Origin of the sequence: Spirillospora sp. NPDC052242 (genome assembly GCF_040679555.1) — a bacterium.
In the GTDB taxonomy this organism is placed as follows: domain Bacteria; phylum Actinomycetota; class Actinomycetes; order Streptosporangiales; family Streptosporangiaceae; genus Spirillospora.
The window spans coordinates 204,736-230,207 of sequence record NZ_JBFAUZ010000002.1 but is presented as its reverse complement, the minus strand read 5'-3'; the positions used below and the strand labels follow the sequence as shown (position 1 = coordinate 230,207).

Below are 25,472 nucleotides of genomic sequence, written 5' to 3'. Positions count from 1 at the left end.
CCGGGTCAACGCCCTTCCCCCGGAGACCGACATGCGCAAGCGCTCTGCCGCCGCGGCGACACTCCTCGGCGCAGCACTGCTGTTCCCGGCCGCGGCCTCGGCCGACATCGCCCACTCCTCGGTCGTCTCGGCCGATCCGGTGGACGCGACGCCGCACGTCCTGGACGGGACGGTCCGCGCCATCGCGGTCGTCGGCTCCACGGTCGTCGTCGGCGGCAACTTCGAACAGGTGCGCAACGCGGGCCAGGGCGCGAAGCCTGCGGCCCGCACGAACCTGTTCTCGTTCGACCTGGCCACCGGAAAGATCACCACGACGTTCGTCCCGAAGATCGACGGCACCGTCTACGCGCTGCAGCCCGGCCCCAACGGCACGGTCTACGTGGGCGGCCGGTTCAAGAACGTCGCGGGCGTCAAGACGGGCCCCCTCGCCCAGCTCCAGGTGTCGACGGGCAAGGTCGTGACGGCGTTCAAGCCCGCCGTCCCGAACGGCCGTGTGTCGAGCATGGTGCGGCGCGACGGCCGGCTGTACGTCGGCGGGACGTTCACGCAGGTCGGGAAGACGGCCGTCACCGGGCTCGCGCGGCTCAACGCCGCCACCGGCGCCGTCGACCCCACGTTCGACATCGCGCTGAGCGCGCCGCGCGCGGGCGAGCTGAAGGTCCAGAACCTCATCGTCAACCCGCAGGACACCAAGCTGGTCGTCAACGGCACCTTCACCCGGGCCGAGGGGCAGCGCCGCTACCAGATCGCGATGATCGACACGGCGAAGACGGCGAAGCTGTCGACCTGGGCGACCGAGGCCTACACGTCGCCGTGCAACCGGACGGCGTTCGACACCTACATGCGCGGCATGGACTTCTCCCCGGACGGCTCGTACTTCGTCGTCACGACGACCGGCGGCCCGTACGGGCCCCGCCAGATGTGCGACACCGCCGCCCGCTTCGAGACGAACAAGACCGGTTCCGGTCAGAAGGCGACGTGGGTCAACCACACCGGCGGCGACACGCTGCTGTCGACGGCCGTCACCGGCGCCGCCGTCTACGTCGGCGGCCACCAGCGCTGGATGGACAACCCGTACGGCTCCGACTCCCCCGGTCCGGGCTCCGTCGCACGTCCCGGCATCGCGGCGCTGAACCCGACGACCGGCAAGGCGCTGGCGTGGAACCCGACCCGCAGCCGCGGCCACGGCGTCGAGGCGCTCGTCGCGACCCCCAAGGGCCTGCTGGTGGGCAGTGACACCGACCAGCTCGGCCGCGAGTTCCATGGGCGGATCGGGATGTTCCCGCTACGGTAAGCATGCACTGGCGAGAGGAGCGGGCATGACGCGGTGGGAACGGCGCGGTGAAGCGCCGCCGAACTTCGGACGGCCCGCCGGTCCGGACGGGCTCCCGCCGCGGAACCGCCGCGCCCGCCGGGCCGCCGCCGCGCGGGCCCGGTCCCGCACCCGGCGGCGGGCGCTGCGGGTGACCGCGCTCGGCGCGGTCCTCGCCGCCGCCGCGGGCACCGGCGTGGTGCTCGCCCCCGGCGACCTGTCCCGGACGGCCCCCGTCGACGGCAGCGAGCGCATCACGGTCGTGCCCGCGTCCGCCGACACCTACGTCAGCCGCGAGGAGCCCGACTCGGTCCGCGGCGCGCACGCCGTCGTGAGCGCCGCCGCGTGGCCCGACTGGCACACCGAGGGCTACCTGGCGTTCACCGTCCCGTCGACGGCGGCGCCGTTCCGGTCGGCGCGGCTGGAGCTGGCCCTCGAGCGGTTCGACAACCTCCCCGAGCGCGTCGAGCTGCGGGAGCTGCCCGGCGGCTGGTCGGAGCACGAGACGACCTGGCGGAACCGGCCCGGCGCGGGACGCCCGCTGGCCCAGGTTCCGCTCCCCCGCCCGGACGGCCCCGGCGCGCCGGACGAGCGCGTGACGATCGACGTCAGCCGCTGGATCGACGGGCCCGGCGACTACGCGTTCGCCCTCGTGAACCCGCAGCGGCACACGTCCGTCCGGTTCCGGGCGGGCGAGACCGCCGCGGGGCCCCGGCTCGTCCTGTCCCCGGACGCGCCCGCCGCGACGCCCGCGCCGTCGGCGAGCGCGGCGCCGAGCCCGTCCCCCTCCGCCCGTCCGGCGACGCCGCCGCAGGCCCGCGACGCGGCCCCGGCGCCCGCGCCGTCGTCCCGCACGCCCGGCGCGCGCGGCGGCGGTGGTGGCGGCGGCGGCTCCAGGACGGACGCCAGGACGCTGTGCGGCGTCTCGCTGGAGGTCGGCAAGGGGGAGACGCACCTGGAGGCCCTCGCGGAGGCGGAGCGCCGCTACGGCCGCCTGGACATGGTCCGCCAGTTCTACCCGGGCGCGCCCGGCGACTGGCCGGGCCGGTTCGGCGGCGAGCTCGGCGAGCGGCCGACCGTCGTCTCGTTCAAGATGAACCCGCGCGACGTCCTCGCCGGGAAGTACGACGCCAAGATGGCGCGGTGGTTCGCCGAGGCGCCCGACGACCGGGACGTCTACTGGGTGTACTACCACGAGCCCGAGGACAACATCGCGGACGGCCACTTCACGGCGTCCGACTACCGTGCGGCGTGGCGGCGCCTCGCCGGGCTCGCCGACCGCGCGGACAACCCGCGGCTGAAGGCCACGCTCGTCCTCATGAGCTGGAGCCTCGAGGCGGAGTCGCGGCGGAACTGGCGCGACTACTACCCGGGCCGGGACGTCATCGACGTCCTCGGCTGGGACACCTACAACCTCGCCAAGGACCGGTACCAGACGCCCGACGAGATGTACGCGAAGGTGCTCCAGGTCAGCGAGCAGGAGGACCTGCCGTTCGGCGTCGCCGAGACCGGCGCCCACCTCATCCCGGGCGACGGCGGCGCGAAGCGCGCCGCGTGGCTGCGGTCCATGACGCGGTACCTGGAGCAGAACGACGCCCTGTGGGTCGCCTACTTCGACCTCGACTGGCCGACCGGCGACTTCCGGCTCCTCGACGCGCCCAGCATCCGGGCCTGGAACGACTTCTGCTGACCGCCGCCTGACCCCCGCACCACGACGACGGCCCGCCCGGAGCACCGGCTCCGGACGGGCCTTCGGCGTTCGGCGGGTCAGGCGCCTCATTGTGGGGGGCGCCCCCCCACACCCCCCGGCAGGAGCGGGGCCGCCTGACCGTCGGCCTCCGCTCCGCTCCGGTCGCCGGTCAGGCGGCGGGGCGCAGGACGACCGTCCACATCAGGCCGCGGCTCGACGCGTTCGTCGTCGCGGTGAGGGGGCCGTGGTTCCCGGTGGCGACGGCGCCGCCGCTGTCGACGAGCAGCGACGTGACGCGGCCGCCGCCGGTGCCGATGCTCACGGCGCGCTGCTCGCCGGACGAGGGCGGCGTCCAGGCCGTCGTCGTGGACGACTTGTCGGACCAGTAGGACACGACCCAGCTGCCGGGCTCGGTCACCGCGACCTGCGGCGCGTTGTGCTCGACGGCGCTGTCGGTCGCCTTCGCCGACGCCGCGACGGGCGACGCCGCGGTGCCCGAGTAGGCGACGAGCCGCAGGGCGACCTTGGCGATGCCGCCGAGGCCGACGGTGACGGTGGACCCGGCGTCGCCCGCCCCCGCGACCTTCTGCCACAGCGTGGAGCGGGAGGCGCCGTTCGTCTGCGTGCCGACCTCGGTCCACCCGGCGGGCGGGGTGACGTCGGACGAGTCGGTGTTCATGGTCGCGAACAGCAGCATCGCGTCGCCGGCCTGGACGCCGGGCGGCACGGTGACGGTCGCGCTCGCCGTGTTCTCGTTGTAGCCGGCGGTGCCGCGGAACGCGACGGGCACCTGGTCCTCGGCGACCGTGACGGTCTGCTCGGTGGTGCCGGTGCCGCCCCGGTTGTCGGTGACGGTGAGCTTGACCGTGTACTCGCCGGGTTCGGCGTAGGTGTGCTGCGGCGTCACGCCGGTGCCGGTCTCGCCGTCGCCGAAGTCCCAGGCGAGGGACTCGACGGTGCCGTCGGCGTCGGTGGACGCGGAGCCGTCGAACGAGCAGTCGAGGCCGGTGCAGGTGCGGGTGAACGCGGCCGTGGGCTTGCCGTTGGGCTCGGCGGCGTGCAGGAACACCGTCCGGCCGCGCCAGTCGCCGCCGTCGACGAGGACGGGCGTGCCGCTCGGGACGCCCGCGGCGAAGGTGAGCGCCCGCAGGTCCCCGTTGTTGTTGTCGACGTAGTACAGCTTCCCGCCGGAGACGAACATGCCGCCGACCGTCCGCCAGTCGACCGCGGCGAGGTTGTTGGTCGCGGTGTACTCGACCGCGCCGACGACGCCGCTCTCGGGCGTGAAGTGCCGGTAGTGCAGGGCCGCGTCGCCGCGGGTGTAGTAGATCTTGCCGTCCGAGTAGAACATCCCCTGGATGGTGCGGACCTGCGAGTGCCAGGTGGTCATGGGGACGAGCTGGTCGGCGGTGTCGATCGGGGTCTGCGCGCCGAGCGCGGTGCCGTCGAAGGTGCGGCTGTAGAAGCCGCCGTCGGAGCCGCCGTAGTAGAGGCGGCCGCTGAGCATGAACGCGCCGCGGGCGTAGCGCCAGTCGACGCCGGCGGTGGAGCCGGTCTGCTCGGGTCCGGCGGCGGAGCCGTCGAACGAGCGGTGCTTGAGGTAGTTCTGGGCGCCGGTGCCGATGCCGCCCGCGTAGTACACCTCGCCGGGCAGCTCGCCGGGCTCCAGCACCGGCAGCGCGGTGCCGCCGGCGGCGGGGAACATCGCGACCTTCTGGTGCGTCTCGCCGCCCGCGATGTCGGTGTCGCTGCCGATCCACACGCCCTGGCCGGTGGCGAGGATGTCGAAGACGCCGACGCCGCGGGTCCGGCCCGGGTTCCAGGTGAACGGGAGGCCGGTGAGCGGGTCGAGGGCGGCGATGCCCTCCCGGGCGACCGCGCCCTGGCCGGCCTTGTCGGCCGCGAACGGGTTGTTGGCCCAGCGGAAGTGACCGCCGACGTACACGGCGTCGTCGGTGACCTCGACGGCGTAGGAGGTGTCGCCGCCCGTCCAGTTCGTCCAGGTGGGCTGCTTGCCGGTGCCGTTGGCGACGTTCTCCCAGCGGGCGTGCGTATCGCACATCTGGGTGGAGCCGCGGTGGCCGCCGGTGGTGGTGACGACGAAGAACGAGCCGTCCGGGGCGAAGTCGACGTCGCGCATGTAGGTGTCGAACGACGCCGAGCACTGGTCGGCGTACCGGGCCGTCTGCCAGTTCGCGAGGGCCGCCTTGGCGCCCGTCAGGTCGAGCATGAAGATCTGCGGGCGGGACTGGCCGCCGACGGACGTGAAGTTGCCGACGCCGACGAGGCGGGAGCCGTCCGGGGTGACGTCCATCTTGATGACGGCGGTGTAGCCGCCGTTCTGGGTGCCGGTGACCGGCAGGTCGTAGAACGCGTCGCGGGCGCCGGTGGCCGGGTTCAGCGTGGCGAGCCCGGTCTGCGCGACGCCGCTCACGTGGGTGAACTGCCCGGCGACGTAGAGCCGGCCGCCGGCCATCCGCAGGTCGCGGACCCGGCCGGTGACGTCCGGCTGGAACCCGGCGATCGGCGCCCCGGTCGCGGCGTCGATCCGGGCGAGCTTGCGGTGGGTCTGCCCGTCGACGGCGTTGAAGCTGCCGCCGACGTAGAGGCTCTCGCCGTCGGGCGACGGCAGGATGGCGCTGACCTCGCCCGCGTCGACGACGGGGTCGAAGGTCGTGTCGAGGCGTCCGGTGGTGGCGTCGAACGCCAGCAGCCGGGCGCGGTTCACGACCGGCTTGTTCGCGCCGGCCTCCTTCACCTGGGTGAAGGAGCCGCCGAGGTAGATGGTGTCACCGACCTGGACGATCGCCTTGACCGAGCCGTCCTGGACGTGGGGGGTGAAGTCAACGGGGTTCTCGCTGACCAGGGAGCCGCCGGGGGCGGCGGCGGCCGTCCCGCCCGCGACGACGCCGAGCCCGGCGGCGGCCAGTGCCGTCGCCGTGGCCAGGGTGCACAGTCTTCTCCAGCGCACGCGTGTTCTCCTCAACCGTCCTGCCGATCGAACGACATCCCCCGATGCGCCCTGCCTCACGGGCGTCAAGCCGGGTAACACTACCGCCTGTGACCCCCGCCGCTCCGGGCGAACCCCCACATTTCACCCGGTTGCCCGAAGGTGGCCACGCGGGACGGCACGCCTCGTGCATCATGCGGGACATCCGGCGCATCCCGGCGCGGAGGTTAGGATCCAGTACTTCATCGGTAAAGGGAGGGGCACGTGGCCGGCACGGTGACGAGACGTTCCTCCGCCGGGCGGCGCGCGGGAACCGGCGTCCCGGACGAGCCGGAACCCGACCTCCCGCGGCTGCCCGCGCGGGCGGACCCGCCGCTCGTCCGGTTGCGGCCCGGCTGGCCGCTGACGGCCGTCTTCCTGCCGTTCCCGCTGTGGTGGCTGCTCGGCCTCGGCTCGCTGATCTTCATGATCATGGCGATCCCGATGGGGCTGTACCTGTGGCGCCGCCGCGACCGGATCGTCACCCCGCGCGGCTTCGGCCCGTGGCTGCTGTTCCTGGTCTGGGTGCTGTTCGGCGCGGCGACCCTCTGGGCCGAGGTGCCGGGCACGCAGCAGAGCGGCGGCGCCGGACGGCTGCTGGTGTTCGCCTGGCGGTACGCGTGGTACCTCGCCTGCACGATCGTGCTGCTCTACATCGGCAACACCAAGGAGCGCGACCTGCCCACGGGCAAGATCGGCAACCTCCTCGGGGTCATGTTCATCGTGACGACCGTCGGCGGGATGGTCGGCCTGCTGATGCCGAACCTGCAGCTGACGTCGCCGGTGGAGATGCTGCTGCCGAACTCGCTGGCGTCCAACGCGTTCATCGAGGACATCGTCCACCCGAAGACGGCCGAGGTGGAGGCCATCCTCGGGTACGAGCAGGCGCGGCCGATGGCGCCGTTCGCCTACGCCAACACCTGGGGCGCCGCGTACGCGCTGTTCCTCCCGTTCTTCCTGATCACGTGGGTGGCGCGGGCGCGCGGAACGAAGCGCGTCGCGGGCATCACGATCCTCGTCGTGTCGCTGTGGCCGGTCGTGTACTCGCTGAACCGGGGCCTGTGGCTGGCGCTCGCGCTGATCGCCGGGTACGCGGCGCTGTCCATCGTCATCGCGGGCGGCTGGAAGATGGCGACGCGGGCGGCGGCGGTGCTCGCGGTCGGCGCGATCGTGGTGGCGTTCTCCCCGCTGCCCGGCATGATCAGCGACCGGCTGAACAACCCGCACAGTAACAACCGCCGGGTCCAGCTCGCGGTGGAGACGGTGCAGGCCACGGTGACCGGGTCGCCGCTGGTCGGGTTCGGCTCCACCCGCGACGTCCAGGGCAACTTCAACTCGGTGGGCGGCGGGTCGCGGCCCGACTGCGACGCGTGCGCGGTGCCGCCGCTCGGCACCCAGGGCCACCTGTGGCTGCTGGTGTTCGCGCACGGGCTCGGCGGCACCCTCGCCTTCCTGGCATTCTTCCTGAGGCGCTTCGGCCGCCACTGGCGCGACAACACGGCCTACTCGCTCGCCGGATGCTGCGTGCTGGTCGCGTCCGGGCTCTTCCTCTTCGTCTACGACATCGTGGAGGTACCGCTGTACACGGTGATGATCGCGGTCGCGCTGATGTGGCGCGCCGAACGGGACGCGCGCGCGGCGAAGCGCGGCGAGGCGGCGTCATGAGCGACGTCGCGGGTCCCTGGGTGGAGACCGTGGCGGACCTGTGGCCGGGCGCGGAGGTCTCCTTTCCCGGCGACGGGTCCGGGCGGGCCGACCGCGAGCTGCGCTTCCTGCCGAACGCCGCGGCGCCCCGCCTGCTGCTGCCGGCCGGACGTCCGGGCGTCGCGGCGGCGGCGCTGCGCCGGTACAGCCACGACCTGACGGCCAAGCAGCGGATCGCCCGGGCGGCGGGCGCCGCGGCCGCCCGCACCGGGCTGCCCGGGCGGACGCTCCGCGACCGGATCACCGTGCGCGGCGGCGGGCCGTCCGTCGAGGACCGGCTCGGCGAGATCCTCGGCCGGGACGTCGTCGTCGTCATCGGGCTCGGCCCGGCGGCCCGCGCGAACCGCAAGCCGATCCTGCACGCGCTGACGCCGCAGGGGCGGGCCGCCGCGTTCGTCAAGGTCGGCGACAACGCGGCGACGCGGGCGCTCATCGCCGACGAGGCCGCCGCGCTCGAACACCTCGCGGGACGTCCGCTGCCCGGCGTCGAGATCCCGCGCGTCCTGCACCACGGCGAGTGGAACGGGATGACGCTGCTCGTGCTGTCGCCGCTGCCGACGAGCGCCCGCGGCCGGCGGCCGCGCGAGGAGGCGCCCGTCGAGGCCATGCGCGCGCTGGCCGGCGTGGACGGCCTCGCCCGCGAGCGGCTCGCCGGCAGCGCGTTCTGGGAGGCGGTCCGCGGCACGCCCGCCGCGCTCGGCGACCCCGCCCGCGCCGACCGCCTCGGCGCGGTGATCAAGGAGATCGAGGCCCGGCACGGCGCCCTCGACCTGGAGTTCGGCGCCTGGCACGGCGACTGGACGCCGTGGAACATGGCGTGGCACCGGGGCGTCCTGCGGCTGTGGGACTGGGAGCGGTTCGAGCGGCGCGTGCCGCTCGGATTCGACCTCGTGCACTACCGTCTGCAGGAGCGGACGCGCCGCCCCGGCCCGTCCCCGTACGCGCGGCGCCCCGGCGACGCCCCCGCCGTGCTCGCCCCCCTCGGGCTGTCCGCGGCGGCGGCCGAGGCGACCCTCGACCTGTACCTGCTGGCGCTGTGCTGCCGTTACCAGCGGGCCGGGACGGGGCCGCGCGGCGAGGCGGTCCGCGCGCAGGCCGACGGCCTTCTCGACATGCTCGCCGAGCACACCGCACAGCCCTCCGGAGGAACCCCGTGATCTCCCGCCGCGACGCACCCCAGTGGCTCAAGGAGGCCGGGCGCGGCGCGACCCGCACGGTCGGCCGGCTCACCGCCGACTCCCGCATGCTGCCCGGCCTGCTGATGGTCGGCACCCAGCGCGGCGGGACGACGTCGCTGTTCCGGGCGCTCGCCGAGCATCCCGCGCTCGTCCAGCCGAACTTCCACAAGGGCGTCCACTACTTCGACGTCGAGTACCGGCGGGGCATGGCCTGGTACCAGGGGCACTTCCCGCGCCGCGCCGCCGCCCGCAAGCGGCTGGAGGCGGCGGGTCTGGACGGCGTCGAGCCGATCGCGTTCGAGTCCGCGGGCTACTACATGCACCACCCGCTGGCGCCGCGGCGGATCGCGGCGGACCTGCCGGGCGTGAAGCTGCTCGCGACGCTGCGCGACCCGGTCGAGCGGGCGTACTCGGCGCACCGGCACGAGCTGATGCGCGGCTTCGAGACGGAGGAGTTCGAGCGGGCGCTGGAGCTGGAGCCGGAGCGGCTGAAGGGCGAGATCGAGAAGATCGCCGCCGACCCGGCGTACCTGAGCCACGCGCACCGGCACCAGGCGTACCTGGACCGGAGCCGGTACGTCGAGCAGATCGAGGTGCTGTTCGAGCTGTTCGGCCGCGACCGCGTCATGGTGATCTTCGCGGAGGACTTCTTCGCGACGCCCGAGCCCGTCTATGACCGGATCCTCGACTGGCTCGGCCTGCCGCGCGTCCACCCGGCCAAGTTCGAGCAGACCAACGCGCGGCCCCGCTCCCCGATGCCGGACGCGCTGCGCGAGCGGCTGGACGAGCACTTCCGGCCCTACGACGAGCGGCTGGCGGACCTGCTGGGCGAGGTGCCGCCCTGGCGGCGATGAGACCGCGCCGCGGCCGTCCCGGCCGGACGGGGCCGCCGGGCCGCGGGCCCCGGGAACCGGTCGTCCGCGATCCGGACGCGGTCCCGCTGACCCGGTACGCGCGGTTCGCCCGGCGGCACCTCGTGCTGTTCTGCCTGCTGCCCGCCCTGCTCGGGGCGGGCGGGCTGCTCGTCGCGGTGCTGGCGCCGAAGACCTACGTGTCGACGGTGAACGTGCTGGCGCCGCGCGTGCCGCTGCACATCGGGCAGTTGCAGGGGCCGGGCGACGAGGAGGAGGACGCGCGCCCGCCGAAGCCGTCCACGGTCGACACCGAGGCTCAGCTCGTCCGGTCCGACGAGGTCATCGCGCGGCTGGCGACGGTCCCGGGGTTCCGCGGGTCGCCGCAGGCGCTGCGGGAGCGGGTCTCCATCACCGTGCCGTCGAACACGCGGGTGCTGGAGATCGGGGTGCGGGCGCCGACGCCGGAGCAGGCGCGGGACGGCGCCGCGATCGTCGGCGAGTCCTACCTGAACCTGCGGCACCAGATCCTCGGCGGCGTCCGGCAGCGCAACCGCGAGTCGCTCGCGCGGCGCGAGGCGGTGCTGGAGGAGCAGCTCAAGACGTTCCCGGACGAGAACGCGTCGCAGTCGCAGCTGACGACGCGGACCCGGCGGCAGGCCGTGCAGAAGCAGCTGAAGGAGGTCCGCAACCAGCTGTCCGCGATCGACGGCGCCGACCTCGACAGCGGCGAGATGATCCGGTACGCGAACCTGCCGCAGCGCACGGAGAACCGGCGGCGGGACGTCGCGCTGTCCACCGGCGCGGCGGCGGGGCTGACGCTCGCGCTCGGCATCGCGCTGCTGCGGGACCGCCGGCCGCGCCGGATGCGCGACGAGGAGTCGGTCGTGCTGCGCACCGACATCCCGGTGTTCGGCCGCACCGCACCCGACGAGGCCGACCGGGACGGGACGTGCCGACGGCTGCGGAACCTGGTGTTCGACGAGGACGCGCGGTGCGTCCTGCTGGCGGGCGCGCCCGCCGGGGCGGCGCTGCCGGTGGCGCGGGAGCTGGCCCGGTTGTGCGCGAACGGCGGCGCGTCCACCATGCTGCTGGTGCTGCGCCAGGACGGGCCGGACGGCGACGTGCAGACGTCGCGGGCGTTCCCGGAGACGGCGAACTGCGTCCGGCGGACGGTGCGGATCACCGACGGCGACCGGAGCCTGCGGGAGGCCGTGGACCGGGCCCGCGCGGAGGCCGAGATCGTGATCGTGACCGGGCCCGAACTGGCCAGCGTGGACACCTTGACGCTGGCGACGTTCTGCGATCTGACCGTCGTGGTCGCCGAGCGGGAGACCACCGTCGACGTCGAGGTGGCGCGCGGGATCACGGTGCTGGCCGAGACGGCCGTGCCCGCGCGGGGGCTGATTGTGGCCGAGCCCGCCGGTCGTTGAGACGGACCAACGTAGGTGAACGGAAGATAAAGTCATGGCGTTGACGACCCGGCTCTGGACGAGCGAGTCGAGCGAAGGGAATCGATGTGGCGGTTGAGCACTCGGCGGAGGCACGCGGCCAGCTGGTCGCGATGCTCCGGCGCCGCATGCGCCTGCTCATCGCCCTCGTGGTCGCGGGCACGGTGGCCGGCGTCGGCGCGGGCGTCCTGCTCCCCGCCCAGTACTCGGCGACCGCGTCGGTGCTGGTGTCGCCCCTGGAGGGCAACCCCTACTCGCCCGAGGGGCGCGGCGACGACCTGATCAACCTGGAGACCGAGGCGCAGCTCGTGCAGACCGACGCGGTCGCCGAGCTCGTCCAGCAGAGGCTCAAGGGCGAGGACGTCTCGACGCTGCGGTCGAGCGTGTCGACCGTCGTCCCGCCGAACACGCAGATCCTGAACATCGTCTACAGCGCCGACAGCGGCGACGCGGCCGAGAAGGGCGCGCGCGCGTTCGCGGAGGCGTACCTGAAGTACCGGCAGCAGCGCGCGCAGGCCGTCATCAACGGCAAGCTGAAGAAGCTGGAAGAGCAGGCCGTCAAGGTTCAGGAGAACATGACGCAGGCCAACCAGCAGCTCGCGACCGCGTCCAGCGCGCAGCGCACCCTGCTGGGGCAGCGCATCACCGCGTACGCCAACCAGCTCGGCGTGATCGACGAGCAGAAGAACGACGTGAGCAGCACGCCGGTGGAGCCCGGCCAGGTGATCAACCCGGCGGCGGCGAAGGGCGGCGCGGGCGTCAAGCGGATCGGGACGTTCGGCGCGGCCGGCCTCGTCGCGGGCGCCCTGCTCGGGCTGGCGCTGGTGCTGACCCGGGAGCGGCTCGACCGGCGGCTGCGCACCGGCGAGCAGGTCGAGGCGATGGGCCTGCGGGTGCTGAGCATCGTGCCGCCCGGCGCGGGCGGGGAGCTGGCGCTGGCGGACGGGGCGCGCACCCCGGCGGGCGAGGCGTACCGGCGGCTGCGGTCGGGGATCGTCGCGAACATCCAGGCGACGCCGATCACGATGCTGGTGGCGGGCGCGACGCCCGCGACGACCACCTCGACGACCGGGACGAACCTGGCGGTCGCGCTCGCCTACGCGGGGTCGGACACGATCCTGGTGGACGCGACGGCCGACGAGCCGGACCCGGCGGCGTCGTTCGGGCTGCCGCCCGGCAAGGGCCTGTCGGAGATCCTGCTCAAGGGGACCGACCCGGCGGCGCTGCTCATCCACGCCGACTCGCAGCTGCGGCTGCTGCCGCGCGGCACGAACCCGGCGGCGGCCACGCACCGGTTCAGCGGCCCGCGGATGCGCGACGCCGTCGACACCCTCCGCGACCGCGCCGATTTCGTGCTGGTGAACGCGCCGGACGTGCACGACGCCGACACGCAGGCGCTGTGCACGCTCGTCGACACCGTCGTCCTCGTCGTGCAGGACGGCGTGACCACCCGCGAGGACCTGCAGCAGGCGTACGCGGAGGTCGTCCACGCGGGCTCGACGGTGCTGGGCGTCGTCATCGAGTCGTCCTCGGGCGCGCCGCCGCGGCCCGTCCGGCACGCCACGGCGGCGCGCCCGGCGCCCGCGCAGCAGCAGCCCGGCGGGCGCGCCGCCGACCGGCGCCGTTCCGGCCCGCCCGGCGAGTGGGGCAAGACCGGGGACGCGGGCGACGGACGGGGCGAAGGCCGGGCGCGCGGCGGGCGGCGGTCCGGGCCGCCGCGCGGCGGCGGGGCCCGCCCGCCGGTCGACGAGTCCGACACCAACACGACGGTGCAGCTTCCCGCGCTGCCCGCCGGTCCCGGCAAGAGCGGCCCGCCGAAGAGCCCGCCGCCCCAGAGCCCGCCGCCGGCGGGCCCCCAGGGCGGCGCGCCGCAGGGCGGGCCCGGGCAGGGCGGCCCGTCCCAGAGCGGCCCGCCGCAGGGCACGCCGGTCGCGAGCGGGCTGGCGAAGTCGCCTCCCCCGGCCGGCCCCGCGTCGAGCCCCCCGCCGCCCTCGAATCCTCCGTCGAACGGGACGTCCGGGCGCCGGCGCTCCGACAAGCCCGCCGACCGGCGCCCGGTCTCCGGGCGCGGCACCGGACGGCACGGGACGCGCGGCGCGTCGCAGCACTTCGGCTCCGACCGGCTCGCGGGCCGCGACGCCCCGGACCCGCAGGACAAGTCCGTCGCGGGCGGCGCCGACGAGGACAGCCCGACCAACCGGACCCGGGACGACTTCCACCTCTGAGGGCAGATGACCACCGCGACATCCGGCGCCCCCGGTCCGCCGGGCGGCGCGAACGCCGATCTCGGCAAGCTCGCGCGCGGCGGCGCGCTGAACCTCGTCGGCGCGATGTGCGCCGGGCTCATGGGGTTCGTGCTGATCGTCGCGGTCGTGCGGACGTACGACGAGTCGCTGGCGGGCGCGTTCTTCGCCGCGACGTCGCTGTTCCTCATCCTGAACGCGGTGGCGGGGCTCGGCAGCGACGCGGGCCTGCTGCGCTGGCTGCCGCACCACCTGGCGCTGGGCGAGCGGGCGAACGCCCGCCGGACGGTGCCGATCGCGCTCGTCCCCGTCCTGGCGACCGCGTGCCTGGCCGGGCTGGTCATGGTGGTCACGGCGCCGTGGTTCGCGGAGCTGGTGCACGGCGACGCGCCCGGCGAGACGACGGCGATGCTGCGCGTCCTCGGCCTGTTCCTCCCGGCGGCGGCGGCGCAGGACGCGCTGCTGGCCGCGACGCGCGGGCACGGCTCGATGCGGCCCACGGTGCTGGTCGACAAGATCTTCCGGCAGGTGGCGCAGGTCGGCGGGGTGCTGGTCGCGTACGCGGTCGACGGCGACGCGGCCGTCCTGGCGCTGGCGTGGAGCCTGCCGTACGTGCCGGGCGTGCTCATCGCGGCCGTCCAGTACCGGGCGCTCGCGCGGCGGGCGGGGGGCGGCGGGACGCCCGCGCCCGTCCGGGACCTCGCGGGACCGTTCTGGCGGTTCACCGCGCCGCGCTCGCTGGCGCAGATCTGCCAGACCGCCCTGCAGCGCTCGGACATCGTCCTCATCGCCGCGCTCGCCTCCCCGCGGGACGCCGCGATCTACACGGCGGCGACCCGGTTCATCGTGTTCGGGCAGCTCGCCGCGCAGTCGTTGCAGCAGGTAATGCAGCCCGCGGTGAGCCGGCACATGGCGATGGAGGACGTCGCGGGCGCCCAGCGGGTCATGGCGGTCGGGACGACCTGGACCGTCGCCGTCACGTGGCCGCTGTACCTGACGCTCGCCGCGGGGGCGCACGTGTTCCTCATGGTGTTCAGCCCCGAGTACGCCGAGCAGGGGCAGAGCACCACGATCGTGCTGGCGCTGACGATGCTGCTGGCGACGGCGGTCGGCCCGGCGGACGTCGTCCTGCTGATGGCGGGGCGCAGCGGGCTCAGCCTCGGCAACAACGCCGCCGCGCTGGCGGTGAACATGGTGCTGAACGTGGTGCTCATCCCGCTGTTCGGGGTGCCGGGGGCGGCGGCCGCGCGGGCCGCGGCGCTCGCCACGCGGAACGTGCTGCCACTGCTGCAGATCCGCCGGATTCTGGGCATCTCCCCCACTGGTGCCGGATTGTGGCGATCTATCGCTTATGCCGTCATCTGCTTCGGTATGCTCCCGGTGTGCGTCCAGGCGGCTCTGGGCACGACGCTCCCGGCGCTGGCGCTGGGCGTCGCCCTGGGGACCGCCGGATACGCGGTGCTGCTCTGGACGGGCCGGGAACGGCTGTCGCTCACCGCGTTCAAGGCCCTGCTGCGGCGCCGCGGCGCCGGCCGGGGCCCCGCCGCCGCGTCCACCCCCGCAGAACGGACCGTCCCGCCCATGGATGAACGAACGCTCCCGCCGGACCGCACGGTCCCCGACGGCCTGTGGCCGGACGGCAGGTGGCCCGGCGGCGCGCCGGGCGCCGGCCTGCCGCCGGACCGCACGATGCCCGACCGGCGTCGGTGAGGTCCCCTCGGACGGCCGCGGCGCCCGCCGCGGCCGGTGCCCTCTGCCTCGCCCTGACCGCCGCCTGCGGCGGCGCGGACGCCGGCGCCGAGGACCCCCGCCCCACCGCGCCCGCCGCGACGGCCGGGGAGGTCTGGAGCGTCGGCCTCGACAGCTTCGGCCAGCTCGGCCGCAAGGCCGACGGGTTCGACGTCGCGCTCGGGCCCGTCCGCGCCCCGACCGGGCAGGGCACGCTGACCGGCGTGAAGGCCCTCGCCGCCGGGGAGCGGCACTCGCTCGCGCTGCTCGCCGACGGACGCGTCCTCGCCTGGGGCTCCAACAGCAACGGGCAGCTCGGCGACGGCACGAGCAAGCCCAGGTCCGTGCCCGTCCCGGTGCGCGCCCCGGACGGCGCCGCGGGCGAGCTGCGCGGCGTCACCGGCATCGCGGCCTCCGGCAACCTGTCGCTCGCGCTGCTGTCGGACGGACGGGTCGTCACGTGGGGCGCGGGCGGCAGCGGCCAGCGCGGCATCGGCACCACCGAGGCCCCCGCCCATCCGACGACCGTGCGCGACGCCGAGGGCGACGCGCCGCTCACCGGCGTCGCGTCGATCGCGGCGGGCGACCAGGCGTGCCTCGTCGCGCTGCGGGACGGGCGCGTCCTGTCCTGGGGCGGCAACCTCGCCGGGATCCTCGGCACCGCGGGCGTGACGGCCCGCGCCCTGCCCGCGCCCGTCAGCGGCGCCGGCGGGCAGGGGGGCCTCACCGGGGTCGTCGAGCTCGCCGCGGGGAACAAGCACGCGATCGCCCGGCTGAAGGACGGCCGCGTCCTGTCGTGGGGCAAGAACGACCACGGCCAGCTCGGCGACGGCACCACCCGGGGACGCTGGACGCCCGGCCCGGTCGCGGGCCCGTCCGGAGGCGCCCCGCTGGGGGACGTCACCGCGATCGCCGCGGGCGGCAACCACAACTACGCGCTGCTGGAGGACGGGACGATGGTGGCGTGGGGCTCGAACGGCAACGGGCAGCTCGGCGACGGCGGCACGCGGCCGTCCGCCCGTCCCGTCCCGGTGAAGGGCTCCCACACGCCGAAGCTGCGCGGCGTCACCGGCGTCGAGGCCGGCGACGGGTTCGGGGTGGCGCTGCTCGCCGGCGGCAGCGCGCTGACCTGGGGCGCCGACGGCAAGGGGCAGCTCGGCGCGGGCAGCCGGCTGCCGCGCTCCCGGCCCGGCCCCATCATCCTCGCGCAGGGCGCCCGCGCGGGGGCGTTCCTGTCCGCCGCCGCGGGCGGCCACCACCTGCTGATCCTGATGCAGCCGCGAGACTCCCGGTGACGCGTCCGGCGCGGCCCCGGCGGAGCCGCCGCCCGGCGGCGCTGCTGGCGAGCGCCGCGCTGTGCGCCGCGACCGTCACGCCGGTCGCCGGGGCCGGGCCCGCACGAGCGGCGTCGTCCGCCGGGGTGGCCGCCGCGCCGGGCGGCGGGCGCGCGCCGATGCTGCTCGGCGTCACCGCGCACGGCGACGCCGACCTCGCCGAGCGGGAGCGGGAGACCGGGCGCCCGCTCGGCGCCGTCCGCGTGTTCCGGCGGTGGGGCGAACCGGTCGTGGACGACTTCGTCCGGTCGCGGGCCCGCTCGCACGTCTTCTTCATCTCGGTGAAGGCGCGCCGCCCGGACGGCTCGAAACTGCGGTGGGCCGACATCGCCTCGGCACCCCCCGGAAGCGCCATCGACGGCGAGATCCGGCGGCAGGCGCGCGCGCTGAAGGAACTCCCCGGCACCGTGTGGTTCACCTTCAACCACGAGCCCGAGAACGGCGCATCCTCGGGCATGGGAAGGCCGCGCGAGTACACGGACGCGTGGCGGCGCGTCGTGGCGACGTTCCGGGAGGAGGGCGCGCGCAACGTCCGCCACGTGTGGACGATGACGGACGCGGCGTTCGGCCGCGACGCGGCCCGCTACTACCCCGGCGACGACGCCGTCGACGCGATCGGCGTGGACGCCTACAACTGGTTCACCTGCCGGGGCCGCGACGAGGGCTGGCGCCCGCTCGGCGAGCTGATCGAGCGGCACCGCCGGTTCGGCGAGAAGCACCCGGGCGAGCAGCTGATGATCCTGGAGACCGGCACGGTCGAGGACCCGGCCGACCCCGACCGCAAGGCGCGGTGGCTCGCCGAGGCCGCCGCGCTCCTCCAGCGGCCGGAGTACCGCCGGTACACGGCGCTGCTGCACTGGGACGCCCGGCACGCGCGGCCCGAGGGCCCGACCTGCGAGTGGGACTACCGCAGCTCGGAGCCGTCCCTGCGCGGCTGGCGGACGATGGCCGCCGCGCCGGTGTTCGCCGCGCGCGTCCCCTGCCCGCCGAACTGCCGGGAGGAGGACGCCCGCGGCGACGCGCTAGGACCGGTGCTGGCCGCCGCCGGGGGCGCCGGGGTGCTGGCCGCCCTGGGGGCCGCCGGGTGGCTGCTGCTGCGGTCCCGCCGCCGGACCCGCCCCGGGAGCTCCGGGCCCACCGGGGGCGCCGGGACCGGCACCTGGGGCGGCTGAACCGCCGGGACGTCCCGCTCCGGCCGCGGCCGCTGCCGCCGCCGGAGCGGCGCCGCGGCGCTTCCAGAACAGGAACCCGCCGCCCGCGAGCAGCACCAGCACCACGCCGCCGCCCGCGACGGGCAGCACGGGGAAGCCGCCGTCGTCAGCCGTCTCCTGCGCCGCCCGGTTCTGCACGGCCTCGGCGTGCTCGCTGGCCTGCGCCTTGTCCTCGCCCACCTTCGTCTCGGCGAGCGGCGGCTGCGCGGCCTTCTCCTCGATCTTCTTCGCGTCGTCGCGGGGCGGCAGCCCCTCCGCCGCCGGGAGCAGCTTCACGAAGCTGATCAGCGCCTTGTCGGGACGGGACCCGTTCGCCGCGACCGCCTTGTCGTAGGCCGTCTTCACCTGCGACTGCGGCAGCGCGGTCGACGTGATCCGCAGCTCCTGCCCGCTGATCACCGCGTAGGTGCCCTTGCGGCCCACGCCCTGGACGAGGCCGTTCAGGACGGTGTCGGGCGACTGGCCCTGCGGCAGCACGGCGACGAACACCGGCGAGTGCAGCGCCTTGTTGTCGCGCAGCAGGTCCAGCGCGCCGTCCGACTGGAAGTACTTGGCGCCGGAGTCCACGTAGTACCCGGCCTCGGCGACCGAGTCGACGACGAGCGTCATGTCGGGGTCGGCGTGGGCGGCGGCGGGCGGCGCCAGCAGCGCCGCCGCGGCGGCCGCGGGCAGGACGAGGGACAGGCGGCGGCCTGCGGGCGGTCGTACGCGCACGGGACGGCTCCTCGCAGCGGCTCGGGGAAAGGGATGAGGGAAAGGGGATCGGTCAGACATATCCGTAGTGCCGCAGCAGCGGCAGGGTCAGTGCGGTGACGGCACGGCGCCGCGCCGGCGGCATCTTCTCGCGCCACGCGTCGTCGCGGCGCAGCTCGACCCGTCCCGTCGTGAAGCGCATCGGGTTGCCCGACGCGGTGTGGTTCGCCGACAGCGTCGCGTGGTCGTCCTCGAGGAACGCCAGGTCGCCGTCCGTCACCGGGAGCCCGGCGAACTCGGCGATGCCGCGCAGCGTCCCGCGCGGGTCGGCGAGGAACTCCTCGTAGCGGACCGTCCGCACCGGGACGCCGCGGCGCCCCAGCAGCGCGAACGCCCCGTTCGCGGCGTTCCAGTGCATCGCGACCTTGTGCGGCGACCAGCGCGCCATGTACTGCTCGGCGCTGGCCTCGGTCGCCTCCGGGCGGCGGATCTCCTTGGACCAGGACTGCGCCACCCCCCGGCTGTCGCGCAGGACGTGCGCGACCCGCAGGTCGAGGCGTCCCTCGGCGGCCGCGGAGCGCAGGCAGAACGCGAGCGAGGCGTGCTTGCTGGAGTCGATGAGCAGCCGCGCGCCGCTCACCTGCCGGACCGCGTCGTACAGCCGCTCGTAGTACCGGACGTACGCGGCCAGCGGCCCGCGCAGATCGTCCGGCACCCCGTCGGCGCCGCTGCCGCGCGACAGCGCCGGGATGTGGCGGGTGCGGTCGACCGGGTCCTTCGCCGCGCGGAACTCCGCGAGGTCGAAGGCGTCCCAGCCGCCGAACGCCAGCTCGCCGACCTTCCCCCAGAACGGGCATTCCGGGAACGGAACCCCGCACCCGCACTTCTCGCTCGCTCCGACTCCGCGCTCCCACAGGTGCACGACCTCGCCGAGCGACGCGGTGCCCGGAAGCTCACCGAGGAGACGCTCGATCAGCGTCGTGCCGCTGCGCCCGAGAGCCCCGATGAACAGCACCCGCACGGGGGCGTCCACTGCCATGCCACCTCACCGAAGAACCTGCCGTGTCGCAGAAGCCGCGACGGCCCGAAAAAGCCTGCTCCATGTACGCCTGCGACGTGCCCATCACCGTACAGTTCGCCCGGACGTGCCCGGGCGCGAATCGCCCAGGTCCCGTGCCCGGGACCGGTCAGATCCCCCGCCCGCGCGCGTGCAGCGCCAGCAGCACCCGCTTGCCCGACACCGCGCCGGACGCGACGGCGAGCGCGAACGGGACCCGCCGCTCCGCGGGGTTCGCCTTCAGCGCGCGCGCCGACCAGCGCAGCGCGTCCTTACGGCGCCCCACGGTCGCGCACCCGAACGCGAGCTGCCCGTACACCCGCGCGGCCGCGCCCGGCACCTCGCCGATCTCCGGGTACCGCTCCAGGAACCACTCCAGCGCCGCGACCTTCGTCTCCCACGCCTGCGCGTAGTACGACGTCAGCCCCCACAGCACCCGGACGTACGGGACGTCGACGTTCACGACCGGGGCGCGGCGCGCGGCGCGCAGCGCGAGGTCCCAGTCCTCGCCCTGGCTGCCCGGGATCGACTCGTCCACCATCCCGATCTCGACGAGCCGCTCGCGGCGCGCCACGTACGTCGACGAGTGCACGCTCATCATCCGGTCGCGGATGAGGGCGTCGTAGGTGACGCGGTCGGTCCCGGCGAGCCGGGGCAGTTCCCGGCCGTCGAAGTCGACGAGGATGCCGGAGCTGCACAGCACCGTGTCCGGTTCGCCCGCCACCGCCGCCTCCAGCGCCGCGACCTGCGCCGCGAGCTTGCCGGGCAGCCACTGGTCGTCGTCGTCGCAGAACGCGACGAGGTCGGTGTCCAGGTGCAGGATGCCGCTGTTGCGGGCGCCCGCCAGGCCCGGCTCCCGGGTGTTCGCGATCACCTCGACGCGGTCGCCCGCCAGGCTCGCGTCCGGCTCGGCGCGGTCGAACACGACGACGGCGCGCAGCTCCCCGTCGTAGTCCTGCGCGAGCACCGACTCCAGCGCGCGGCGCAGCAGCTCCGGCCGGTTGTGCGTGGGAAGCACCACTCCGACGGATGGGGGCATCGACGACCTGCCTTGCGTTGGGTTGTGGGGGGGACGGGCGACGGGCGCGGGACCGGACGGACGCCCCTCCAGGGGGTGCCGTCCGGTCCCGCGCGCCGGCGCCGCGGGGGTCAGCGGGTACCGATGATCATTCCGGCGCCGACGGTGTTGTTCGTGGCCTCGTCGACGAGGATGAACCCGCCGGTGAGCCGGTTGCGGGTGTAGTCGTCCACGAACAGCGGCTGCGTCACCCGCATGCTGATCCGGCCGATCTCGTTCAGCGCGAGCCCGTCGGCCTGGTCGTCGCGGTGCAGGGTGTTGACGTCCAGCCGGTAGTGCAGCTCCTTGACCATCGCCTTCGCGGTGCGGGTGGTGTGCTTGACGACCAGCTTGGACCGCGGGGTGAGGGTGCGGTCCGGGGTCATCCAGCAGACCATCGCCTCGATGTCCTGCGCGACCTCCGGCCGGTTGTTCGGCCGGGCGATCATGTCGCCGCGGGAGATGTCGATGTCGTCGGCCAGCCGCAGCGTCACCGACATCGGCGCGTACGCCTCCTCGACCGGGCCGCGCGGCCCGTCGATGTGCGTGATCGTCGTGGTCAGCCCGGACGGCAGGTGCACCACCTCGTCGCCCGGCTTGAGCACGCCGCCCGCGACCTGCCCCGCGTAACCCCGGTAGTCGTGCAGCTCCGGGTCGGTGGAGGCGTGCGGGCGGATCACGTACTGCACCGGGAACCGCACGTCGATCAGGTTGCGGTCCGACGCGATGTGCACGTGCTCCAAGGTGTGGAGTAGAGAGGAGCCCTCGTACCAGGGCATGTTGACGCTGCGCTCCACGACGTTGTCGCCGTGCAGAGCCGAGATGGGCACGAACGTCAGGTCGGTGACGTCCAGCTTGGAGGCGAACGCGGTGAACTCGTCCACGATCCGCTCGTAGGTGGCCCGGTCGTAGTCGACCAGGTCCATCTTGTTGACCGCCACCACCAGGTGCGGCACCTGCAGCAGCGTCGCGAGGAACGCGTGCCGCCGCGACTGCTCCAGGATCCCCTTGCGGGCGTCCACCAGGATGATCGCCAGATCGGACGTCGACGCGCCCGTCACCATGTTCCGGGTGTACTGGATGTGCCCGGGGGTGTCGGCGATGATGAACTTGCGGCGCGGCGTCGCGAAGTACCGGTACGCCACGTCGATCGTGATGCCCTGCTCCCGCTCGGCCCGCAGGCCGTCGGTCAGCAGCGCCAGGTTCGTGTACTCCTCGCCGCGGTCCGCGCTGGTCTTCTCGACGGACTCCAGCTGGTCCTCGAAGATCGACTTGGAGTCGAACAGCAGCCGTCCGATCAGCGTGGACTTGCCGTCGTCGACGCTCCCGGCCGTGGCGAACCGCAGGATGTCCATCGGCTTCCCGGACGCCTGCGCCTGCTCCGGGGTCCGCGGGTTCTCGGGTGACGCGGTGGCCATCAGAAGTAGCCCTCCTTCTTGCGGTCTTCCATGGCCGCCTCGCTCGTCCGGTCGTCGGCGCGGGTCTGCCCCCGCTCGGTGATCCGCGTCGCCGCGATCTCCTCGATCACCTCGTCGAGCGACTCCGCCGCCGACTTCACCGCGCCCGTGCAGGACGCGTCCCCGACCGTCCGGTACCGGACCGTCGCCTCGAACTCCGGCTCGTCGTCGCCCCGGTTGGCGAACCCGGTCTGCGCGTCCAGCAGCAGCCCGTCCCGCTCGAACACCCGCCGGGAGTGCGCGAAGTAGATCGACGGGAGCTCCAGCCCCTCGCGGCGGACGTAGTCCCAGATGTCGAGCTCGGTCCAGTTCGACAGGGGGAACACCCGGACGTGCTCGCCCCGCGTGATCCGCGTGTTGAACAGGTTCCACAGCTCGGGACGCTGGTTCTTCGGGTCCCACTGGCCGAACTCGTCGCGGAACGACACCACCCGCTCCTTGGCGCGGGCCTTCTCCTCGTCGCGCCGGGCGCCGCCGAACGCCGCGTCGAAACCGTGCTCCTCGATCGCGTCCAGCAGCGTCACCGTCTGCAGCCGGTTCCGGGACGCGCGGCGCCCCTTCTCCTCCACGACCCGGCCCTTGTCGATCGACTCCTGCACCGACGCGACCACCAGCCGGACGCCCGTCTCGGCGACCCGCCGGTCACGGAACTCGATCACCTCGGGGAAGTTGTGCCCGGTGTCGACGTGCATCACCGGGAACGGGATCGGCGCGGGCCAGAAGGCCTTCTCGGCCAGGCGCAGCATCACGATGCTGTCCTTGCCGCCCGAGAACAGCAGCACCGGCTTCTCGAACTCGGCCGCCACCTCCCGGAAGATGTGAATCGACTCCGACTCTAGGACGTCCAACTGCGACAGCAGATAATCGCCACGCTGCATGATCTGGGGCTTCTCTCCACGAACTGGCAGGTACTACCGGTGGCACGCGACGGGCGCACCCGTCCACCGGCTCGAACGACGACCGCGAAGCGGGGTCACGTCGGCAGCGCGTCGCTCACGTCCCGGATGCCGGTCAGCAGCGTCGACGCCGACACGGGATGACACACCAGGATATCCGGCAACCTGGGGTCCTCACGGTTGTACGCGAGAGCCGCCCCGTCGACGCGCGACGCGTGCGCGCCCGCGGCCAGCGCCACCGCCGCCGGAGCCGCCGAATCCCACTCGAACTGGCCGCCCGCGTGCACGTACGCGTCGACCTCGCCGAGCAGCACCGCGGAGATCTTCGCGCCCGCCGAACCGATCGGCACCAGCTCCACGTCCGGCTCGACCGCGTCCGCCAGCCGCCGGACGAACTCCGGCGGCCGCGTCCGCGACACCGCGATCCGCAGCTTGCCCGTGTCCGGCGCCGGGACGTGCAGCGGCCCCTCCCGCGGCAGGCCCCGCCGGTCCACGATCGACCCGGCACCTCCCGCGACGGCACCGCCCGTCACCGCGTCCGGCGCGCTCGGCTCCTCCCGGACGAGCGACGCACCGCCCGTCGCGTCCGTCCGCAGCGTCACGCCCTGCGCCGGCAGCGCCACCGCGCCCGCCGCGAGCCGCCCCGCCGGGGAACCGTCCCGCACCCACAGCGCCACGTGCACCGCCCAGTCGCGGCGGCCCTCCTCGGAGAACTCCCGGGTGCCGTCCAGCGGGTCGATGATCCACACCCGGTCGGCCGACAGCCGCGCCGCGGTCGCGGTGTTCGCCGTCGGCGCGGCGTCCGCGCCCTCGGCCCGCTTGCCCGCCACCGACGCGCGGCCCTCCTCGGAGAGGATCGCGTCACCGGGACAGCGCTCCGCCAGCGCCCCCATCAGGTACTCGTGCGACCGCAGATCGCCCGTGTCCTTCAGGGCCCGCGCGTCGGCGAACCCCATCTCGTCCCGCACGCCCAGCAGCAGGCGCCCCGCCGCCGCGGCCAGCTCCGCCGCCAGCGCGTGATCGTCCGCCACCGCTTGATCCGTCATCCCTCGACCACATTCCCGACTCGACTGGTCTGCCCGGTCTACATTCTCACGGCCGCCCGGCCCGGTGACCCCTCGGGGCGGCTAGTACGCGCCCGACCCGCGGAACACCGCCGACCAGGTCTTCCAGATGATCTGCAGGTCCAGCGCCAGCGTCCAGTTGTCCACGTACCGCAGGTCCAGCCGGACCGACTCCTCCCACGTCAGGTCGGAACGCCCGCTCACCTGCCACAGCCCCGTCAGGCCCGGCTTCACCACCAGCCGCCGGTACACGTCCCCGCCGTACTGCGCCACCTCGTCCGGCAGCGGCGGACGCGGACCCACCAGCGACATGTCGCCCCGCAGCACGTTGATCAGCTGCGGCAGCTCGTCCAGCGAGTAGCGGCGCAGCCACCGCCCCACCCGGGTGATCCGCGGGTCCGCCCGCATCTTGAACAGCACGCCGTCGCCCTCGTTGCTGGCCAGCAGCTCCGCCTTCCGGGCCTCCGCGTCCTGCACCATCGTCCGGAACTTCAGCACCGTGAACTCGCGGCCGCCGCGCCCCACCCGCGTCTGCCGGAACATCACCGGGCCCGCGCTCGTCGTCTTGATCAGCACCGCGACCGCCAGCAGCAGCGGGCTCAGCATCAGCAGCCCCGCCAGCGCCGCCGCCCGGTCGAACAGCCCCTTCAGCACCTTCCGGCCGCCGTCCAGCTCCGGATGCTCCACGTGCAGCAGCGGCAGCCCCGACACCGGACGGATCGAGATCCGCGGCCCCGCCACGTCCATCAGCGCCGGCGCCACCACCAGCTCCACGTCGTTGCGCTCGATCTGCCACGCGAGCCGCCGCAGCGCCGTCCCGTCCAGCTCCGGGCACGCCAGCACCGCCACCGAATCCGCGCCGACCCGGTCCGCGACCGCCGCCGTCTGCCCGAAGTCGCCCAGCACCGGGACGCCCTCCACCTCGGCCACCGCGTCGTCCCCGGTCACCAGCGCCGGCGGCAGGCACACCGCCGCGATGTCCATCCCGTGGTACCGCTTCTGCCGCAGCAGCCGGATCAGGTCCTCCACCGACGTGCGGTGCCCCACCGCGACCACCCGCCGCATGTACTGGCCGTGCCACCGCTTCCGGTGCAGCCACTTCCGCAGCCGGTACCGCGCCACCACCGCCAGGAACGTCCCCAGCGGCATCGCCATCACCACGTAGCCGCGCGCCACGTCCGTCTTCGACGCGTACGCGATGATCGCGATGCCCGCGGTGAAGATGAACCCCGCCCGCAGCACCCGGTGGAACTCCTCGTACCCCACCCCGATGTACCGCGGCTGGTACGCCCGGCACAGCATCAGCACCGGCACCCACACCAGCGGCAGCGCCACCGTCAGCACCATGTACGGCGTGTGCCACTCCCCCGGCACACCCGGGAACCGCAGCAGAAAAGCGATCACACCCGCCGCGAGCATGCTGAGGAAATCGAGGAAACCCGCGATCCTCCGGTACCGCGCGCTCCAGTCCTGGGTCTGCGAGTACCGCTTCTCTTGGCGGATCGATGACTCGGCCGCAACCTTGTCAACGACGGCCATACGCCCTCACCAACCCTT

The 25,472-nt window shown here is 74.4% G+C and carries 17 protein-coding genes; 10 read left to right on the top strand and 7 right to left on the bottom strand.

From position 1 onward, the window contains the following. Positions 1-31: 31 nt before the first annotated feature. Together AB0L25_RS02900 and AB0L25_RS02895 are read left to right on the top strand one after the other, a co-directional pair. Positions 32-1,294, top strand: a complete 1,263-nt coding sequence (locus tag AB0L25_RS02900; protein ID WP_500167971.1) for a delta-60 repeat domain-containing protein — start codon at positions 32-34, stop codon at positions 1,292-1,294. Between the two features lie 25 nt (positions 1,295-1,319). After that, entirely contained in the window at positions 1,320-3,002 is a 1,683-nt protein-coding gene (locus tag AB0L25_RS02895; RefSeq protein ID WP_500167969.1) for a CBM96 family carbohydrate-binding protein, read from the top strand. A 169-nt stretch (positions 3,003-3,171) separates the two neighbouring features. On the opposite strand, the gene AB0L25_RS02890 is transcribed toward AB0L25_RS02895, so the two are convergent. After that, on the bottom strand, positions 3,172-5,973 hold the full coding sequence (locus AB0L25_RS02890; RefSeq protein ID WP_500167967.1) for a PKD domain-containing protein: 2,802 nt from the start codon (positions 5,971-5,973) through the stop codon (positions 3,172-3,174). A gap of 243 nt (positions 5,974-6,216) precedes the next feature. Between AB0L25_RS02890 and AB0L25_RS02885 the strand changes: the two genes are divergently transcribed. From AB0L25_RS02885 to AB0L25_RS02850, 8 genes are all read left to right on the top strand, one after another. After that, entirely contained in the window at positions 6,217-7,656 is a 1,440-nt protein-coding gene (locus AB0L25_RS02885) for a hypothetical protein (protein WP_500167965.1), read from the top strand. Beyond that, complete coding sequence (locus AB0L25_RS02880; RefSeq protein WP_500167964.1) at positions 7,653-8,852, top strand: phosphotransferase; 1,200 nt, start codon at positions 7,653-7,655, stop codon at positions 8,850-8,852. Before AB0L25_RS02885 ends, AB0L25_RS02880 begins: the two co-directional genes overlap by 4 nt. Next, positions 8,849-9,727: a sulfotransferase gene (locus AB0L25_RS02875; protein ID WP_500167962.1), complete on the top strand. Its 879-nt coding sequence runs from the start codon at positions 8,849-8,851 to the stop codon at positions 9,725-9,727. The genes AB0L25_RS02880 and AB0L25_RS02875 overlap by 4 nt, the downstream gene beginning before the upstream one ends. Next, positions 9,724-11,157: a hypothetical protein gene (locus AB0L25_RS02870; RefSeq protein ID WP_500167960.1), complete on the top strand. Its 1,434-nt coding sequence runs from the start codon at positions 9,724-9,726 to the stop codon at positions 11,155-11,157. Before AB0L25_RS02875 ends, AB0L25_RS02870 begins: the two co-directional genes overlap by 4 nt. 86 nt (positions 11,158-11,243) lie before the next feature. Then, positions 11,244-13,400 carry a Wzz/FepE/Etk N-terminal domain-containing protein gene (locus tag AB0L25_RS02865; protein WP_500167958.1) on the top strand — a complete coding sequence of 719 codons (2,157 nt, stop codon included), beginning with the start codon at positions 11,244-11,246 and terminating at the stop codon, positions 13,398-13,400. A 6-nt stretch (positions 13,401-13,406) separates the two neighbouring features. Continuing rightward, positions 13,407-15,128: an oligosaccharide flippase family protein gene (locus tag AB0L25_RS02860; RefSeq protein ID WP_500167956.1), complete on the top strand. Its 1,722-nt coding sequence runs from the start codon at positions 13,407-13,409 to the stop codon at positions 15,126-15,128. Then, a complete protein-coding gene (locus AB0L25_RS02855) occupies positions 15,125-16,441 on the top strand; it encodes an RCC1-like domain-containing protein (protein ID WP_500167954.1) in 1,317 nt (438 codons plus the stop codon). Before AB0L25_RS02860 ends, AB0L25_RS02855 begins: the two co-directional genes overlap by 4 nt. Beyond that, positions 16,438-17,652 (top strand): glycosyl hydrolase, encoded by a 1,215-nt coding sequence (locus AB0L25_RS02850; protein ID WP_500167952.1) that lies wholly within the window; start codon positions 16,438-16,440, stop codon positions 17,650-17,652. Before AB0L25_RS02855 ends, AB0L25_RS02850 begins: the two co-directional genes overlap by 4 nt. An 805-nt stretch (positions 17,653-18,457) precedes the next feature. On the opposite strand, the gene AB0L25_RS02845 is transcribed toward AB0L25_RS02850, so the two are convergent. From AB0L25_RS02845 to AB0L25_RS02820, 6 genes are all read right to left on the bottom strand, one after another. Then, complete coding sequence (locus AB0L25_RS02845) at positions 18,458-19,423, bottom strand: sulfotransferase (protein ID WP_500167950.1); 966 nt, start codon at positions 19,421-19,423, stop codon at positions 18,458-18,460. Positions 19,424-19,571: 148 nt separating this feature from the next. Next, positions 19,572-20,480: a glycosyltransferase family 2 protein gene (locus tag AB0L25_RS02840; RefSeq protein WP_500167948.1), complete on the bottom strand. Its 909-nt coding sequence runs from the start codon at positions 20,478-20,480 to the stop codon at positions 19,572-19,574. Between the two features lie 110 nt (positions 20,481-20,590). Continuing rightward, entirely contained in the window at positions 20,591-21,853 is a 1,263-nt protein-coding gene (locus tag AB0L25_RS02835) for a sulfate adenylyltransferase subunit 1 (protein WP_500168094.1), read from the bottom strand. Between the two features lie 62 nt (positions 21,854-21,915). Beyond that, complete coding sequence (cysD, locus tag AB0L25_RS02830; protein ID WP_500167946.1) at positions 21,916-22,833, bottom strand: sulfate adenylyltransferase subunit CysD; 918 nt, start codon at positions 22,831-22,833, stop codon at positions 21,916-21,918. A 95-nt stretch (positions 22,834-22,928) separates the two neighbouring features. Further along, positions 22,929-23,897: an inositol monophosphatase family protein gene (locus AB0L25_RS02825; RefSeq protein ID WP_500167944.1), complete on the bottom strand. Its 969-nt coding sequence runs from the start codon at positions 23,895-23,897 to the stop codon at positions 22,929-22,931. An 81-nt stretch (positions 23,898-23,978) separates the two neighbouring features. Beyond that, complete coding sequence (locus AB0L25_RS02820) at positions 23,979-25,454, bottom strand: sugar transferase (RefSeq protein ID WP_500167942.1); 1,476 nt, start codon at positions 25,452-25,454, stop codon at positions 23,979-23,981. Positions 25,455-25,472: the final 18 nt, after the last annotated feature.